We start from the raw sequence: 17,523 nt of genomic DNA, 5'->3' as shown, positions 1-17,523 counted from the left end.
ATCGCTTTTCTTTGTCTAAAATCCACGATTAACGAAAATCTTTTCTCTTTGTTCTTTATTCTATTTTCTTTAATCTAAAATCTGCATTCTAAAATCTAAAATCATTTACTGTCCGTAATACGAATCTTTTCCGTGTTTACGATTGTAATGTTTCTTTATTAATGAATCTTTTAATCTTGGTGCGTTTGGGTTGATTTGTAAAGTCAGGTAGGCCATTTCTGCCACGACTTCTAGAACTTTACTATTATAAACCGCTTTTGCTGCATTTTTCCCCCATGCAAACGGACCATGATTTCCAATTAAAATCATTTCTACTTCTTCGTACGAAAGATTTTTTTCTTTGAAACAATCCAAAATCTGAATTCCTGTATTGTGTTCATAGTTTCCTTCAATTAAAGAATCAGCCATTGGCGGTGCACATGGAATATCAGCTGTTAAATGATCGGCATGCGTTGTTCCGAAAATTGGAATATCCAATTGAGATTGCGCCCAAGCCACAGAATAAGTTGCGTGAGTATGCGCAACGCCTCCAATATTTGGCCAATGCTTGTATAAATAGGCGTGCGTTTTGGTATCTGACGACGGACGCAGATTTCCTTCGATAACATTATTATCAAAATCGACAATTACAATATCTTCAGGTTTCAAATCTTCGTAAGGAACACCGCTTGGTTTAATGGCGAAAACACCTTTTTCCCTGTCTACGGCGCTTACATTTCCAAAAGTGTATACCACCAAATTCAATGCATTTAACTGCATATTGGCTTCGTAACACTCTTGTTTTAAATCTTTATATTGAGAGCTCATGTTGCGATATTTTAAGGTTTGGATCTGCAAAAGCGCTTAGTTTTTCATATCCTAAAAGCAGTTTATGATACGCTTCAACTTTATCTGTCTGAGGGAAATATTCTCCATCAAAATCACTTCCGATTTTTTGGCTAGCTTCGATTACGTTTGGATAAATCCCTGCTGCAACGGCTGCGTAAATTGCCGCTCCTAAAGCTGGAGTTTGATCTGAAGCTGCAATTTTAATTGGCTTGTTTAGAACGTTTGCCAAAGTCTGCATAATGAAAGGAGATTTACGGGCAACACCACCAATACCGATGACGCTGTCGATTTTTACACCTTCTTCTTCAAAACGATCTACAATTTTCTTCGCTCCAAAACAGATTGCGTTTACTAAAGCTTTAAAAATATGTGGCGCTTTTGTTCCTAAAGAAAGATTTGAAATAGCGCTTTTTAATTCTTGATTTGCATCTGGAGTTCTTCTACCATTAATCCAATCTAAAGCAATTGGAAGACTTTCAGAAACTGGAATTTTCTCTGCTTCTTTTGTTAATTCCACAATTAATTTATCGCTGAATTCTTCTCTTAATTGTTCTTTTTGAGCATCATTTAAAACAGAAGAAGAACCTAATAAATGTTCCGTCGGCCACATTAAAAGTTCTTTGTACCAAGCCAATAAATCTCCAAAAGCAGATTGTCCTGCTTCTAAACCAATAAAACCTGGAATGACTGAACCATCAACCTGTCCGCAAATTCCGCGAACGGTTTTTGTGCCAACCTCATCATAAGAGCCAACTAAAATATCGCAAGTTGAAGTTCCCATAACACGAACTAAAGTATTCTCTTCGATTTTAGCTCCAACTGCACCAGAATGCGCATCGAAAGTTCCAACAGCTACAACTGTTTCTGTAGAAAGCCCTAAACGATCTGCCCATTCTTTGCTTAGTTTTCCAGCAACTAAATCTGATGTATAGGTTTCGTCGTATAAATTACCACGAAGCTGTGCTAAATATGGATGTAATTTTTCTAAAAATTCAACTGGCGGCAATCCGTTCCAGTCAGTGTGCCACATTGCTTTGTGACCCGCTGCGCAACGGCTTCTTTTGAAGGTTTTTAAATCTTTATCTTCAATTAATAGATAGGTCATTAAATCGCAGTGCTCCATCCAAGTGTGTGCTGCATTTCTAACCGCTTCGTCTTGTCTTGCAATATGAAGGATTTTTGCCCAAAACCATTCAGAAGAATAAATTCCTCCAACGTATTTTGTAACGTCTTCTCCGCCCCAGCTTACTGCCAGCTCGTTGATTTCGTTTGCTTCATTTATAGAAGTGTGATCTTTCCATAAAACCATCATCGCATTTGGGTTTTCTTCAAAACCTTTTGCCAAAGCCAATGGCGTTCCGTCTTTGGTAACCGGAACTGGAGAAGATCCTGTTGTATCAATACAGATTCCGCGAACTAATGACGGATCGACTTTACTTTCTTTGACAACATTCTGTATCGTAATTTCCAATCCTTCAATATGATCTAAAGGATGCTGGCGAAATTGGTTTATAGAGGCGTCACAATATTGCTTGTTTTTCCATCTTTTGTAATGAGAAACATTCGATGCCAGCTCCTGTCCATTCTCAGTATCAATCAGCACCGCGCGAACAGAATCTGTTCCGTAGTCCAATCCTATTACATAATTTTTCATTCGTATTTTATTTTAAAATATTGACAAATATAGACATAAATATTTTATAAGTGTACAAAAAACACTTAATTGAAAATGCATAATTAATTTTTGCTATAAATGCATTAAAACAGCATTTTAGCACTAAATCAGAAAATAAATGTCAATGACACATTTATAATATTGCGATTATTTCATCCTTAAACAAAAGTCAATTCTTTTAAAAATTGCATTTTGTTTGCTTAACCTGTAAAATCCGCTCTTTTTGCAGAACGGATTTTAAGATTTTTCATCAATTACTTTCCTTCTAAAACCAAAACAGAGTAAGGAGGCAATGTTATTTCAAGTTTGCCTTTTTTACTTTCAAAACCTTTAAAAGCAACTGGAACAATTTTATTTGGATTTTCGAAAGAATTATAATCCTGAAGTTTTGAAGCAGTGATTACACTTCCTGAAAAACCTTTTACACCTAGATCTTTTACATCAATTTCTATTTTATTTTTATTTACTGGGTCAATATTTACCAGCGAAATATGAACAAAACCGCTCTGGTCTTTTGAAGCTGAAGCTGAAACCGCTGGAATACTTTGTCCATCAAAAACGTAAGAAGGCGATTTAAAATCTATTGGCAATAATTTGGCATCCTGATGCACGCTGTACATTTTCATCACATGATAGGTCGGCGTCGTGATCATTTTTGCTTTGTCTGTTAAGATTACCGCTTGGAGCACATTAACACATTGGGCTAAGTTTGCCATACGAACACGATCTGCATGGTTATTGAAAATATTTAATGTTGCTCCAGCCAAGACAGCATCTCTCATGGTATTTTGCTGATATAAAAATCCTGGGTTTGTTCCTTTTTGAACATCATACCAGCCGCCCCACTCATCAACAATCATGGCTACTTTTTTTTCTGGATCATATTTATCCATAACGGCAGCATGTTTTGTCACTAATTCTTCCATTTTCAAGGCAGACTGCATCGTTAAAAAATATTCTTTTTCGGTAAAATCAACATCCGAACCTTTTTTCTCCCAATTGATTACTGCATAATGGTGAACACCAACACCGCCAAGCATATTTAAAGGAATGTTTTTCATTAAAACTTCTGTCCAATTATAATCGGAACTGTTTGCCCCTGATGCGATTCTTGTAATTCCTCCTGTATTGCCCCAATCAGACATAAAAGTGGCAAACTTTTTATATTCGTTTGCATAATAATCTGCGGTCATATTTCCTCCGCAGCCCCAAGCTTCATTACCAATTCCCCAGTATTTTACTTTCCATGGCTCGGTTCTTCCGTTTTTCTTGCGAAGATCACTCATTGGGCTTTTTCCTCCGAAATTGGTGTATTGCACCCAGTCTGCTAATTCCTGAACTGTTCCGCTTCCAACATTTCCAGACAAATACGGTTCTGCTCCAAGCAATTCGCACATATTTAAAAAATCGTGTGTCCCGAAACTATTATCTTCCGTTACACCTCCCCACCATTGGTTTACAATTGTTGGGCGCTGTTCCTTCGGACCTATTCCATCTTTCCAGTGGTATGTATCGGCAAAACATCCGCCCGGCCATCTTAGATTTGGAATTTTTAAATCTTTTAATGCTTTTACAATATCATTTCGAACTCCATTGGTATTTGGAATTTTTGAAGTATCCCCAACAAAAAATCCGCCGTAAATACAACGTCCCAGATGTTCAGCAAAATGACCGTAAATATTTCTATTTATGGTCGGTGCCGAAGCATCATTTTTTATTGAAACAATTGTGGGCTCTTTTTGTGCAGATACGGTTTGAATGCAGAATACAGCAAACAATATCAGTAATAGTTTTTTCATGTCTTTTGTGGTTTTTTGATGTTTAGAATAGAGAATGTCTCTTATTTCTAATGTTTTTGGTTTTTAATTATAAGTGTTTGTTTAACATTTGTAAATTTAAATAAAAAAAAGCCACATAAAAAAATAAAAATATCAAAACAACGGGTTGCAAAAAATGGATTTCGCAATTAGATCTTAAAAATCAGTGTAAAAAAGGGTTTTAGTAGTATATATAAATTAAAAAAACAAAAAAAATCGACAAAAAACTCTGAACGGTGGCATTTGTAACAAAATTTGAAGAAATTTAATTTTAAAACACGAAATAATAATACTGAGATTAACTCTCTTTTAAAAATGTTTCTACCTTTGACTTTAATATTTTTTTGATATAGAACTGAAAAAGAATACAGAAAAATCGTTTCATCATTATTCATTTAAAATTGATTATTATAATTCATTTATTGAACTTTAGCATAAGTGTAAAATCAACATTAATAAATTATGATACGTTTTAGGAAGTTTATATATTTACCATCCAAATTAATTATATATGTTAGATAGTTATAGTTCTGCCGATAAGGTTTTATTGGCGGTTGACTGCATCATTTTTGGATTCGACAATGAAGGGCTAAAAATCCTTTTAATTCAAAGAGATTTTGAGCCTGAAAAAGGAAAATGGTCCTTGATTGGAGGATTTCTAAAGCGCGATGAAGTTTTAGATGCTGCTGCAACCAGAATTTTAAATACATATACTGGCCTTAACGATATCTATATGGAGCAGTTATATGCTTACAGCGAAATAGATCGTGACCCGGTAGAAAGAACCATTTCGGTTTCTTATTTTGCTTTAATTAATATTGAAAACCACAATACTGAATTGATTAAAAATTATCACGCAGAATGGTTTCCAATTAATGATGCGCCTAACTTAATTTTTGACCACAACGAAATGGTCCAAAATGCCATTAAGAGACTTCGCTACAAAACTTCCATCAAACCAATTGGTTTTGAATTGCTTCCTGAAAAATTTACCATGCGTCAGCTTTTAGAATTGTATGAAGCCATTTTGAGCAAAGAATTGGACAAAAGAAATTTCATCAGTAAAATAAATTCCTTAGAAATCTTAAACAAACTGGATGAAAAAGACATGCAGTCTTCTAGAAAAGGATCTTATTTATACACTTTTAATAAAGAGAAATACGAAGAAAAACTGCTTAACAACTTTGTGCTCAATTTATAATTGGCATTCACCTATAAAGAATTCCTTAGTATAAGAGCAGATTTATTTTCGATCTGCTCTTTGATTCCTTTTAAAACCATATCGGCCAAAATTTTTCCCATAACTTCAAAATTGGTTGAAATTGTCGTTATTCCGTTTGCTGCGATTTTCTTTAAAGGCGTTTCATTATAAGAGATAATTCCAAAATCTTCTCCTAATTTTAAATTTCTGCTCATCGCATTTTCTATAACCAAAAGTAGATCACGATCATGAGGAATAATATACAAATCTCCTAGTGCAATAGATCGGTCACTAAAATCTGAAATCACCTCATAATCAAAACTATAAGCCTGACAAAACGATTCAAATCCTAACTTCATTCCGGGAGGTTCCCTAAAACCTGGAAATATTAAAATCAGTTTTTTGTATTTTGACAATCGAGATTTGCCCTTCATCAAACCTTCGAAAATATCTTTTTGATGGTTCTGGTAAATTGCAGGAAACATTTTTAACTCTGAATTGGTCTGGTCCAAAATAATTACGTCGCTTACTGGTAGGGTTTTTATCGAGTCGACAATATCGGTTAAGTTGGTCGGCATGATAATATATTTTGTATAATTTCCATTGCTGTCATTTATCAGTTTTTTGAAAACCTGAACATTAAAATGATGAAAGAAAATATCTACCTGCACATTTTTTCCAATGTTTTTTAAAAACGAATTATAAATATCTTCCTTGAAAATATTCAATTCGTCAAAAAGCAAGAAAATCTTCTGAGTTATAGTGATTTCAACACTTTTAACGTAATATCCTTTGCCTGGAATCGCATAAATAATCCCTCTTTTCTTCAATTCGTCATACGCCAATAAGACTGTATCGCGAGATAAAGAAAAAGCCAAACAGACCTTGTTGACAGAGGGAAGTCTATCACCTTTAATTAAATTTCCTTCTTCAATCTCTTTTTCGATTGAAAGAATTATCTGCTTATATTTTGGCAGACCGATATTATTTTGAATTGAAATCATGTTTTAGATAAAGTCATTGTGACTATTATAATTAAAAACTGGTAGGTACTGGTATGCAAATATAGAAAATGTTTCTACTTTTGGATTTCATTTTTGTTAAAAATTATATGGAAATAAAACACATATCGCATTTAAAAGAGATTCATAATTGCAAATTGTTTGGTTTAATGCCCAATAAGGAAGAAATTTATTCTTTTGATCTGATCAATAAAAATGGAATGAAAGTTCAGATTATCAATTATGGAGCAACTGTAACCTCAATCCAAATTCCAGTAGATGGAAAACCGACAGATATTGTACTAGGCTTTGATAATTTAAATGCATATTTAGAATCTTATAATTTGCCAAGCGCTCCCTATTTTGGAACAACGGTTGGGCGTTATGCTGGACGAATTCATAATGCTACTTTCAGTTTGGACGATAAAAAGTTTCAGCTTGGCAGTAACAATAACGGCAATTCACTGCATGGCGGAGAAATGGGGTTTGGGAGAAAAGTCTGGAATGTAACTGATGCAAAAACTGGTGAAAATCCTTCTATTACTTTTGGACTATTGAGCGAGCATTTAGACGAAAATTTTCCTGGCGAAATGACTGTTTATTTAACGTATACTTTGACTGAAGAAAACGAATTAAAATTAGAATATAGAGCAACCTCAACCGAAGATACCATTATCAATTTGACACATCACAGTTATTTTAACCTTGACGGTCATGACGGAAATGTTTTAGAACAGCAAATGTTTATCAAATCGGCTAAAATGCTGGAAACAAATTCAGATAATATTCCAACCGGCAATTTTACCGATTTAACAAATCATGATTTTGATTTTAGAACTCCAAAAAAATGCCCGTTTCCAATTGACAATTCTTTTGTGGTAAATTCTAAAACAGAGATTGTAGCGCAATTAATCAGTTTAAAAAATAAATTGAGAATGAATGTTTACACCGATCAGCCAAGTGTACATATATATGTAGGCGGAAATTGTTTCGGAAAACTGAAAGGAAAAGAAAATGTTGATTACAATGCTCAAAGCGGAATCTGTTTTGAAACGCAGAATTTTCCAGATGCACCAAATCATGCTCATTTCCCGAATGCTGTTCTCAAAAAAGGAGAACAATATTCTCAAAAAACACTTTACAAATTTGAAACTGTAAACTAACTATTTATATAATATACCAATTACACAACTATAATGAATGATATTTTAATACAAAATACTGTTGCTTTTTTTGAGAAATCTTTCGGGTCTTCTCCAGAGAAAACGGTACTTTCTCCTGGCAGAATCAACATCATTGGAGAGCATATTGATTACAATGACGGTTATGTTTTGCCTGCTGCAATTGACAAAGTGATTTGCTTTGCTTTTAAAAAAAACAACACAAAAACTTCTAAAGTAATTGCTATTGATTTAAACGAAGAGTTTGAAATCGATTTGACTCAGGAAGTAAAACTGAGCGATGTCGTTTGGACAAATTACATTCGTGGCGTAATTAAACAACTGCAAGACAACGGATTTTCTTTTGAAGGTTTCAATTGTGTTTTCAGCAGTAATATTCCGGTTGGTTCTGGATTATCTTCTTCTGCAGCTTTAGAGTGCGGAATGATTTTCGGGATCAAATCTCTTTTCGATTTAAAAATTGAGAAAAAAGACATTTCACTATTAGGACAAAAAGCAGAACATTGGGTTGGAATCAACTGCGGAATTATGGATCAGTTCTCAAGTGTTCACGGTCTTGAAAATAAAGTAATCCAATTAGACTGCAACACTTTAGATTTTGAATATCACAATGCCGATTTCAAAGATTATTCTTTGATTTTATTTGATTCTAATGTAAAACATTCGCTCTTTACATCAGAATACAATACCAGAAGAATTGAATGTGAAGAAGGTTTATCGATCATAAAAAGTCATTTTCCAGAAGTAAAAACTTTTAGAAATGCTACAGAAGAACAGGTTTTGAGCCTTAAAGATAAAATGACTGAAAAAGTTTTTGCCAGAGTTCATTTTGTAGTAAAAGAAATCAATCGCGTTATCAAAGCTTGCAAAGCTTTAGACCAAGGAAATATTGAACTTTTAGGAGAATTGCTTTTTGAAACACATTACGGATTGTCGCAAGAATATGAAGTAAGCTGCGAAGAATTAGACATGCTTGTTGATACAGCAAAAGAAGACGATGCCATTATCGGTTCCCGACTTATGGGAGGCGGTTTTGGCGGCTGCACTATTAATTTAGTTAAAAAAAGGACATGAAAATGAGGTTAAGCGTAAGTTTTCAAAGCTTTATTTAGATACATTTGGAATTGAATTAAAATTCTATGATGTAAAAATCTCAAACGGAACAACGCTACTTTAAAACCACAACACACTACAATGAAAAATTTTGACATTAACGAAGATCCGCACAGACGCTTCAATCCATTAATTAACGAATGGGTATTAGTATCGCCACATCGTGCAAAACGCCCTTGGCAAGGACAAAATGAAAGCATTTCTACAGAAGAACTTCCTAAATATGACCCAACTTGCTATTTGTGTCCAGGAAATGTTCGTGCTAACGGAATGAATAATCCGCAATACGAAAACAGTTTTGTTTTTGAAAATGATTTTGCGGCCATGAAACAGGATGAAATCATTTTTGAAGATGATATTAAACATACTTTTTTTAAGGCAAAACCAGAACAGGGAATTTCGAGAGTAGTTTGCTTTTCTCCAAGACATGACCTGACTCTTCCAGAAATGGAAATTGCCGATATTGAAAACATCATCAAAACTTGGCAGAAAGAATATACTGATTTAGGAAACATCAAATACATCAACCACGTTCAGATTTTTGAAAATAAAGGAAGTGTAATGGGCTGCAGCAATCCGCACCCGCACGGACAAATTTGGGCTCAATCTTCTCTTCCTACTCAAGTTGAAAAAACACAAAATAGCTTAAAATCATACTACGATAAAAACGAGAGAACTTTATTGGAGGATTATGTGAAAGCTGAATTGAAAGCTGGCGAACGTATCGTAATCGAAAATGATCATTTTGTTGCGCTGGTTCCTTTTTGGGCAATCTGGCCATATGAAACAATGATTGTAAGTAAAAGAGCCGTAAACAAAATTACCAATTTTACTGCTGAAGAAAGTACCGCTTTCGCGAAAATCTTAAAGCAGTTAACCACGAAGTACGACAATTTATTTAATACTTCTTTTCCATATTCATCAGGAATTCACCAATCGCCAACAGATGGTTTACTGCATCCAGAATGGCATTTCCACATGCATTTTTATCCACCATTGTTAAGATCAGCAACTGTAAAGAAATTTATGGTCGGATACGAAATGTTGGGCGAATCTCAACGTGATATTACACCTGAAAAAAGTGCTGAAATTTTGAGACAGCTTTCAGATGTACATTACAAAAGCACTGTAAAAGTGTAATAGCTTTCACACTGTAATAAAGCCAAAAATAAAAATTTAACATAATAATCACGAAATAAATGTAAAAAATACATTTACTAGTGATTGATTTCTAAATTTTTATTTTACATTTGGCTTCTGCTTTTATTTTCGCAAAAAAATAACAGAAATAAAACACATCTTGCATTTTTAACAAGATTTAACAACATAAAAACAAATTTAAAACCACATAAACAAACAACCTATAATAATTATTTAAAATACTACTAACAATGAACCAAAACCTCGCTTTCGCAGACTATGCGGTTTTTATTATTTATTTTATCGTAGTCTCTGTCTATGGCTACACTGTTTATCGCAAACGTAAACAGGACGAACATGATGCTAAAGCTTACTTTTTGGCTGAAGGAAATTTAACTTGGTGGGCAATTGGAGCTTCTCTTATTGCTTCTAATATCTCTGCAGAGCAATTCATCGGAATGAGCGGTGAAGGTTTCTTCTTAGGAATCGCTGTTGCTGCTTACGAATGGCTTGCTGCCGTTGCCTTATTATCGTGGCTGTATGGTTTATTCCTGTTTATCTTAAAAACAAGATTTACACTATGCCACAGTTCTTAAAAACACGTTACAACGAATCTACTGCACTTATCATGGCAGTATTCTGGCTGTTTTTATATGTTTTTGTAAACCTTACTTCTATTTTATATTTAGGAGCAGTTGCGATTAACAAACTTGCTGGTGGAGAATACCTTCACGTAATTATGCTTGGATTGGCTATTTTTGCTTTGTTTATTTCTCTTGGAGGAATGAAAGTTGTAGCCTATACAGACGTTATACAGGTAGCTGTATTAATTATCGGAGGTTTGGTGACTTCTTATATTGCTTTAACAACAGTTGCGGAAGCTTTTGGTGTTGGTCAAAATGCAATTGCCGGTTTTAAAGTTTTAATGCAGCAGGCTCCCGAACATTTCAAAATGATTATTCCGAAACCAACTGCGACGTCTTCTCAGCTTGAGATCGACAAATATTTAACTTTCCCTGGATTATTATCTTATGCTGCTGGTATTTGGATTATTAACTTAAACTACTGGGGATGTAATCAATACATTACACAAAGAGCACTTGGAGCAGATTTACAAACAGCACGTACAGGAATTTTGTTTGCTGGTATGCTTAAATTATTAATGCCGCTTATTGTAATGCTTCCTGGTATTGCTGCTTACGTTTTATACACAAGCGGACACTTACCTCAATTAGAGGGTGGAGTAAAAGATGAGGCATATTCTGCTATCTTAACATTCCTTCCAACCGGATTAAAAGGACTTTCAGTCGCTGCTCTTACTGCTGCAATTGTAGCTTCTTTGGCAGGAAAAGTAAACAGTATTTCTACAATCTATACCTTAGATGTTCATAAAAAATACATTCAAAAAAATGCTGGTGAAAAACAGCAGGTAAACATTGGTCGTCTTGCCGTTTTTGTTGCTATGCTTTTGGCCGTTTTATTTACATGGAATGACGTTTTAGGAATTGGTGGCGTTGGAGGATTTACCTACATCCAAAAATACACTGGATTCATCAGCCCTGGAGTTTTTGCAATGTTCTTCTTAGGTATGTTCTGGAAAAGAACTACAGGAACAGCAGCAATCGTTGGGGTAATCTTAGGATTCTTATTATCTGTTTTATTCAACGAATACGCTCCAGCTTTATTTGGAAACGACACACTTTTATACACAGCTTACAATAATGGAAAAGGAGCTTTCGAAATTCCGTTCCACATCTGTATGGGATTATCATTCTTATTCACAATGATTGCAATGATCTTAATAAGTTTTGCTGGTCCAAAAGTAAACCCTAAAGCATTCGAAATTGATTCTGAAATGTTTAAAGTAAAACCGCAGACAACAGTCTTAATCGTTATTACATTATTGATTATTGTTGCGCTTTATGTTAAGTTCTGGTAATAAATTATCAGTTCTATTCTCTCTATTTTTACAGCTGTTGTTTGTCATGAACAACAGCTGTAAATTTTTTAAAGTATATTCATTGGATAAAAAGGATTAACTTTTTGTCAGGCTGAGCGAAGTCGAAGCCCACGTCCAATTGGAGCGCCCTTCGACTTCGCTCAGGGTGACATCTCATTCATAAATCAAGAATTTCAAATTATAATACATAAATACCATGCAGTTATCATTAACCCAAAAAATCATTATCGTTACGGGAGGAGCAAAAGGAATCGGTTTAGGAATCGTTAAGGTTTTAGCCGAAGAAAATGCAATTCCGTTTATCGTTGGACGTAACGAAAATGATAACATCAAAGCCGTAGAAGAATTAAAAGCCATTGGAAAAGAAGCGCATCAAGTTGCCGCCGATTTGACAAAACCTGAAGACTGCAAAAAAGCTGTTGAAGCCGTAATCGCAAAATTTGGCAGAATTGACGGACTTGTAAATAATGCTGGCGTTAACGATGGCGTTGGATTAGAAAACGGAAATTATGAAGATTTTGCTGCTTCACTTCACAAAAATTTGGTGCATTATTATTTAATGGCACAGCATGCTCTTCCGTATTTGAAAGAATCGAAAGGAGCCATTGTAAACATTGGTTCTAAAACTGCCGAAACGGGTCAAGGCGGAACCTCAGCGTATGCTGCTTCAAACGGAGGAAGAAATGCCTTAACCAGAGAATGGGCTGTTGAATTATTAAAATACCGCATTCGTGTAAACGCCGTAATTGTGGCAGAATGCTACACGCCTCTTTACGAAACCTGGATCAACACTTTTGAAAATAAAGAAGAAAAATTGGCTGCAATTACTAAAAATATTCCGTTAGAAAACAGAATGACAACCGCTGAAGAAATCGCGAATATGGTGGTTTTCTTATTGTCTGAAAAATCAAGCCATACTACTGGACAGATTATTTATGTAGATGGCGGTTATACCCATTTAGATCGATCTATTTAATTTTTTTTTAGCCACAGATTAAAAGGATTAAAATGATTTGCTTTAGTTTGTCACCCTGAGCGAAGTCGAAGGGCGTTCCAATTGGACGTGGGCTTCGACTTCGCTCAGCCAGACAAAACTGGACTTAAAAATCTCTTTAATCCTTTAATCCCGATAGCTATCGGGAGTGGCAAAACTAACCTTCGCATTATTTTTAAAATCGGAAGGCGTAATTCCCTTAACTTTTTTAAAGAGTTTATTAAAATTTGAAGCCGTTTTATAACCGCATCCATACGCAATCTCAGACATACTTTTATCGGTTTCCAGCAGCAATTTACAAGCATTCGAAATTCGGATCTCGTGCAGATAATCCACAAAATTTTTCTTTGTTTTTACTTTGAACATTCGACAGAAAAGAAGTCGGCGTCATATTCGCGACAGCGGCAATTTCTTCTAATGAAATATTCTTTTTATAATTTTTATTTACATATTGAAAAACCTCCGAAAGACGATCTACTTTCGAATCTTTCTGCATCAACGAATAAATTTCGTCGTTGATGTAAATTTTATCCTGACTTTCTGAAAGGATAGATAAAATTTCAAAAAGCCCAACAATTACTTCAAAGTCTTTTTTGGAAACTAATTTCTCCAGTTTTTTAGCAATCTGCTTATTGGTTTTTCCGATAATCGAAATGCCTTTTCCAGCCTGAACAAAAAGCTCGTTGATTTTTTGGGTTTCTTTTAATTCATAAAAAGTTGGTCCGAAAATATCTTTATGAAAATATACGACAATCGAATTGGCTCTTAAATCTTCAATTCCCTGATAATATTTTTCGTCATTTAACCAAACGTGCGGAATATCCGATCCTAAAAAAACCATATCGCCAGGTTCAAACGGCATTACCGAATTTCCGATAATACGTTTTCCGTAACTCTCTTTCACATAAACCAATTCCAGTTCAGGATGCGAATGAAACGGCGCTTGAAAAAAAGGTTCAATACGATTGAGTATCGAAACTTTCGTGTTGAGATAAGACGCTATTTTGGTTTGTTCCAATTTCATACTACAAAGATAATTAAAGATTAGATACGGATAATATTAGACTATCAACCAATATGTAAAAAAGCTAATTTTATTTTTCGTTAACTGCCCGAATTCTATACGAAATCAGAAGATTAAAATGTTATAAAACAAAAGCAGTGACATCAAAAAGGAAAAAAAAACAAACAACACAATGTCTGAGAATAACACAAAAAAACTGGTTGTAAAACTGCATCCAGACGATAATGTATTGGTTGCCTTAACCGATCTTCAAAAAGGCGAAACCATTCATTTTGAAAACGAAATTTACGTTTTACAAGACCTCATCAAAGCCAAACATAAATTCTACATGCAAGATATGAAGCAGGGAGAAGAAGTAAATATGTACGGCGTTTTGGTTGGAAAAGTGCAAAATGACTTATCAAAAGGAAGTTTAATGACGAGCGAAAACCTTAAACATGCTGCAGATCCGTACGCTTACAGAAATGCTTCTTATGAATGGAATGCACCTGATGTTTCTAAATTTGAAAACAGAACTTTTAAAGGATATAAAAGAAAAGACGGACGCGTTGGAACAGCAAATTACTGGCTTTTTATCCCAACTGTTTTTTGTGAAAACCGAAATCTTGACGTAATCAAAGAAGCATTGCACAAACAATTGGGTTATGCTGTAACGGACAAATACAACCAATTTACGCACGAATTGCTAGAAGGTTATTTGAATGGAAATGACATAAACGATATTAATATTGAATTAAATCCGACGCCAAAAAACAAACGTGTTTTTGAAAATGTAGACGGAATTAAATTCTTAAATCACCAAGGCGGTTGCGGCGGAACTCGTCAGGACGCTTCTACTTTGAGCGCTTTATTGGCTTCGTACGCAAATCATCCAAACGTGGGAGGAATCACACTTTTGAGTTTAGGATGCCAGCATTTACAAGTTCAGGATTTTGTAAACGATGTAAAAAGACAAAATCCCAGAGTTTGACAAACCATTGTTTATTTTTGAACAGCAGCAGACCGAAAGCGAAGAAGTTTTAATTACAAATGCCATCAAAAAAACTTTTGAAGGTTTAATCGAAATCAACAAATACGAAAGAACCGATGCGCCTTTGAGCGATTTATGCATTGGTGTAAAATGTGGCGGAAGCGATGGTTTCAGCGGTGTTTCTGCAAATCCTGCTGTGGGTTACACTTCTGATTTAGTTGTAGCTTTAGGCGGAAAAATTCTTTTGGCTGAATTCCCAGAATTATGTGGTGCAGAACAAAATTTAATTGACAGATGTATTACCGAAGATAAAGCTAGAAAATTCATCAATTTAATGGAATCTTATGATGAATTGGCGCACAAAGTAGGTTCTGGTTTTCATATGAATCCTTCTCCTGGAAATATCAAAGACGGTTTAATTACTGATGCCATCAAAAGTGCTGGAGCGGCACAAAAAGGCGGAACATCACCTGTTGTTGATGTTTTAGATTATACTGAATTGGTTACAAAACCTGGATTAAGTTTGGTTTGCACTCCAGGAAATGACGTAGAAGCGACAACTGGAAAAGCGGCTTCTGGGGCAACTTTAATTTTGTTTACAACGGGATTAGGAACACCGACAGGAAACCCAGTTTGTCCCGTAATTAAAGTAGCGACAAACTCTGTTCTGGCAACCAGAATGAAAGATATTATCGATATTGACTGCGGACCAATCATTAGCGGTGAAAAGTCTATTGAAGAAATGGGTGAGGAAATTTTGGAATACTGCATCAAAGCGGCAAGTGGCGAAATTATTCCGAAAGCGGTTCAATTAAACCAAGACGATTTTATTCCGTGGAAACGCGGCGTATCTTTGTAAAAGACTCAATTAAAACAACTTAAAAAAATTATATAAATGTTTTCATTACAAAATAAAAAAGCAATTATCACAGGCGGAGGAAGCGGAATTGGAAGAGCGATTTCTGTCTTATTTGCTAAACAAGGAGCTGAAGTCCACGTTTTAGAATTGACGGAAGAAAGCGCAAAAGAAACTGTAGAAGAAATCAAATCAAATGGCGGAACTGTTTTTGCTCATGCTTGCGACGTTTCAAATCACGAACAAGTAAAATCGACTTTTGAGAAAATCGGAAATATTAATATTCTGGTTAACAATGCTGGAATTGCCCACGTTGGAAAAGTAGACACAACTTCTGAATCTGATTTTGATCGTATTATGAATGTAAATGTAAAAGGTGTTTACAACTGTCTTCACGCTTCGATTCCAGCACTGAGAAATTCAGGGGGAGGAGTCATTTTGAACTTAGCTTCTATTGCAAGCTGGGTTGGTATCCCAGATCGTTTTGCTTATTCAACAGCAAAAGGAGCGGTTATGGCAATGACTTTATCGGTTGCTAAAGATTATTTACACGATAAAATCAGATGTAATTCTATTTCTCCTGCGAGAGTGCACACGCCTTTCGTAGATGGATTTATCGCTAAAAATTATCCTGGAAAAGAAGAAGAAATTTTCGAAAAACTATCTAAATCACAGCCAATCGGTCGTATGGGAAAACCAGAAGAAATTGCAACTTTAGCTTTATTCTTATGCAGCGACGAATCGTCTTTCATCACAGGTTCAGACTATCCAATTGATGGTGGTTTTATCAAATTGAACAACTAAAATATTTAAACATATAGCCACGAATTACACAAATTTCCACAAATTTTAATTCGAGAAAATTCGTGTAATTCGTGGCAAAAAAACTAAAAATTAAAACATGAAACTTATTAGATTCGGAGAAGAAGGAAAGGAAAAACCAGGAGTTTTACTAAATGAAAAAAAATACGATGTTTCGTCTATTGTAACAGATTACAACGAAGCTTTTTTTTGAAAATGACGGTTTAGCAAAATTAGAAGAAGCTTTAAAAAGCAATCCCTCTCTTCCAGAAGTAAGCGATTCAGTTCGTTTAGGTTCGCCAGTTGCGCGTCCGTCAAAAATTATCTGCATCGGATTAAATTATGTAGATCACTGCGAAGAAACTGGCGCTGCAATTCCAGAAGAACCAATCATTTTCTTCAAATCAACCACTTCTTTATGCGGTCCAAATGACAATTTGATTATCCCAAAAAACAGTGAAAAAACAGACTGGGAAGTGGAATTGGCATTTGTTGTAGGCAAAAAAGCAAGCTATGTTTCTGAAGAAGACGCACCAAACTACATCGCTGGATATTGCCTTTTGAATGATTATAGCGAGAGAGCATTCCAAATCGAAAGAGGCGGACAATGGGCAAAAGGAAAAGGTTCTGATACTTTCGCTCCTCTTGGACCAATTATGGCAACTCCAGACGAAGTTGGCGATGTAAATAATTTAAAAATGTGGCTAACTGTAAACGGTAAAACGTTCCAAAACAGTAATACTTCAAACTTGATTTTTAAAATTCCATTTTTAGTACATTATTTAAGCCAGTTTATGACATTGCTTCCTGGCGACGTAATCAGTACAGGAACACCTCCGGGAGTTGGATTGGGAATTAAACCAGATCCAATTTACATTAAAGCGGGTGACGTAATCGAATTAGGAATTGAAGGTTTAGGTACAAGCAAGCAAACTGCTGTAGCTTACCAAGGATAAATTTAG

The 17,523-nt window shown here is 35.0% G+C and carries 10 protein-coding genes and 4 pseudogenes; 9 read left to right on the top strand and 5 right to left on the bottom strand.

Annotated elements, in window-relative coordinates:
- Nucleotides 1–105: 105 nt before the first annotated feature.
- From ABDW27_RS12705 to ABDW27_RS12695, 3 genes are all read right to left on the bottom strand, one after another.
- Nucleotides 106–807 (bottom strand): L-ribulose-5-phosphate 4-epimerase, encoded by a 702-nt coding sequence (locus ABDW27_RS12705; RefSeq protein WP_343696251.1) that lies wholly within the window; start codon nucleotides 805–807, stop codon nucleotides 106–108.
- Nucleotides 791–2,482: a ribulokinase gene (locus ABDW27_RS12700; protein WP_343696250.1), complete on the bottom strand. Its 1,692-nt coding sequence runs from the start codon at nucleotides 2,480–2,482 to the stop codon at nucleotides 791–793. Before ABDW27_RS12700 ends, ABDW27_RS12705 begins: the two co-directional genes overlap by 17 nt.
- A gap of 275 nt (nucleotides 2,483–2,757) precedes the next feature.
- Nucleotides 2,758–4,302, bottom strand: a complete 1,545-nt coding sequence (locus tag ABDW27_RS12695; protein WP_343696249.1) for an alpha-L-arabinofuranosidase C-terminal domain-containing protein — start codon at nucleotides 4,300–4,302, stop codon at nucleotides 2,758–2,760.
- Nucleotides 4,303–4,831: 529 nt separating this feature from the next.
- Here ABDW27_RS12695 and ABDW27_RS12690 point away from each other — a divergent pair.
- Nucleotides 4,832–5,521: an NUDIX domain-containing protein gene (locus ABDW27_RS12690; protein WP_129745873.1), complete on the top strand. Its 690-nt coding sequence runs from the start codon at nucleotides 4,832–4,834 to the stop codon at nucleotides 5,519–5,521.
- An 11-nt stretch (nucleotides 5,522–5,532) separates the two neighbouring features.
- Here the strand turns inward: ABDW27_RS12690 and ABDW27_RS12685 are convergent, their stop codons facing one another.
- Nucleotides 5,533–6,525, bottom strand: coding sequence for a GntR family transcriptional regulator (locus tag ABDW27_RS12685; RefSeq protein WP_343696248.1), 993 nt, complete (start codon nucleotides 6,523–6,525; stop codon nucleotides 5,533–5,535).
- 107 nt (nucleotides 6,526–6,632) lie between these two features.
- On the opposite strand from ABDW27_RS12685, the gene ABDW27_RS12680 reads away from it, so the two are divergent.
- The 5 genes and pseudogenes from ABDW27_RS12680 (at nucleotide 6,633) to ABDW27_RS12660 (ending at nucleotide 12,892) form a co-directional block, all read left to right on the top strand.
- Nucleotides 6,633–7,685 carry an aldose epimerase family protein gene (locus tag ABDW27_RS12680; RefSeq protein ID WP_343696247.1) on the top strand — a complete coding sequence of 351 codons (1,053 nt, stop codon included), beginning with the start codon at nucleotides 6,633–6,635 and terminating at the stop codon, nucleotides 7,683–7,685.
- Nucleotides 7,686–7,718: 33 nt separating this feature from the next.
- Nucleotides 7,719–8,880: pseudogene (gene galK, locus ABDW27_RS12675) on the top strand (galactokinase).
- 17 nt (nucleotides 8,881–8,897) lie between these two features.
- Complete coding sequence (locus ABDW27_RS12670) at nucleotides 8,898–9,956, top strand: UDP-glucose--hexose-1-phosphate uridylyltransferase (RefSeq protein WP_343696246.1); 1,059 nt, start codon at nucleotides 8,898–8,900, stop codon at nucleotides 9,954–9,956.
- Nucleotides 9,957–10,207: 251 nt separating this feature from the next.
- A pseudogene (locus ABDW27_RS12665) lies at nucleotides 10,208–11,895 on the top strand (sodium/sugar symporter).
- Nucleotides 11,896–12,112: 217 nt separating this feature from the next.
- Complete coding sequence (locus tag ABDW27_RS12660; RefSeq protein WP_008465924.1) at nucleotides 12,113–12,892, top strand: SDR family oxidoreductase; 780 nt, start codon at nucleotides 12,113–12,115, stop codon at nucleotides 12,890–12,892.
- 313 nt (nucleotides 12,893–13,205) lie between these two features.
- On the opposite strand, the gene ABDW27_RS12655 is transcribed toward ABDW27_RS12660, so the two are convergent.
- The gene (locus ABDW27_RS12655) at nucleotides 13,206–13,934 is read right to left on the bottom strand and encodes a hypothetical protein (RefSeq protein WP_343696245.1); all 729 of its coding nucleotides are present in this window, start codon (nucleotides 13,932–13,934) and stop codon (nucleotides 13,206–13,208) included.
- A 172-nt stretch (nucleotides 13,935–14,106) separates the two neighbouring features.
- Here ABDW27_RS12655 and ABDW27_RS12650 point away from each other — a divergent pair.
- From ABDW27_RS12650 to ABDW27_RS12640, 3 genes and pseudogenes are all read left to right on the top strand, one after another.
- Nucleotides 14,107–15,763 (top strand): annotated as a pseudogene (locus ABDW27_RS12650) (altronate dehydratase family protein).
- Between the two features lie 36 nt (nucleotides 15,764–15,799).
- Nucleotides 15,800–16,564, top strand: a complete 765-nt coding sequence (locus tag ABDW27_RS12645; RefSeq protein ID WP_343696244.1) for a glucose 1-dehydrogenase — start codon at nucleotides 15,800–15,802, stop codon at nucleotides 16,562–16,564.
- A gap of 97 nt (nucleotides 16,565–16,661) precedes the next feature.
- Nucleotides 16,662–17,517, top strand: a pseudogene (locus ABDW27_RS12640) (fumarylacetoacetate hydrolase family protein).
- Nucleotides 17,518–17,523: the final 6 nt, after the last annotated feature.

This window comes from Flavobacterium sp. (genome assembly GCF_039595935.1).
GTDB lineage: Bacteria > Bacteroidota > Bacteroidia > Flavobacteriales > Flavobacteriaceae > Flavobacterium.
This window is presented reverse-complemented; position numbering and strand designations above follow the sequence as displayed.

Coding starts and splice junctions, on each gene's coding strand:
- ABDW27_RS12705 (WP_343696251.1), bottom strand. CDS start 807: ATGAGCTCTCAATATAAAGATTTAAAACAAGAGTGTTACGAAGCCAAT.
- ABDW27_RS12700 (WP_343696250.1), bottom strand. CDS start 2,482: ATGAAAAATTATGTAATAGGATTGGACTACGGAACAGATTCTGTTCGC.
- ABDW27_RS12695 (WP_343696249.1), bottom strand. CDS start 4,302: ATGAAAAAACTATTACTGATATTGTTTGCTGTATTCTGCATTCAAACC.
- ABDW27_RS12690 (WP_129745873.1), top strand. CDS start 4,832: ATGTTAGATAGTTATAGTTCTGCCGATAAGGTTTTATTGGCGGTTGAC.
- ABDW27_RS12685 (WP_343696248.1), bottom strand. CDS start 6,525: ATGATTTCAATTCAAAATAATATCGGTCTGCCAAAATATAAGCAGATA.
- ABDW27_RS12680 (WP_343696247.1), top strand. CDS start 6,633: ATGGAAATAAAACACATATCGCATTTAAAAGAGATTCATAATTGCAAA.
- ABDW27_RS12670 (WP_343696246.1), top strand. CDS start 8,898: ATGAAAAATTTTGACATTAACGAAGATCCGCACAGACGCTTCAATCCA.
- ABDW27_RS12660 (WP_008465924.1), top strand. CDS start 12,113: ATGCAGTTATCATTAACCCAAAAAATCATTATCGTTACGGGAGGAGCA.
- ABDW27_RS12655 (WP_343696245.1), bottom strand. CDS start 13,934: ATGAAATTGGAACAAACCAAAATAGCGTCTTATCTCAACACGAAAGTT.
- ABDW27_RS12645 (WP_343696244.1), top strand. CDS start 15,800: ATGTTTTCATTACAAAATAAAAAAGCAATTATCACAGGCGGAGGAAGC.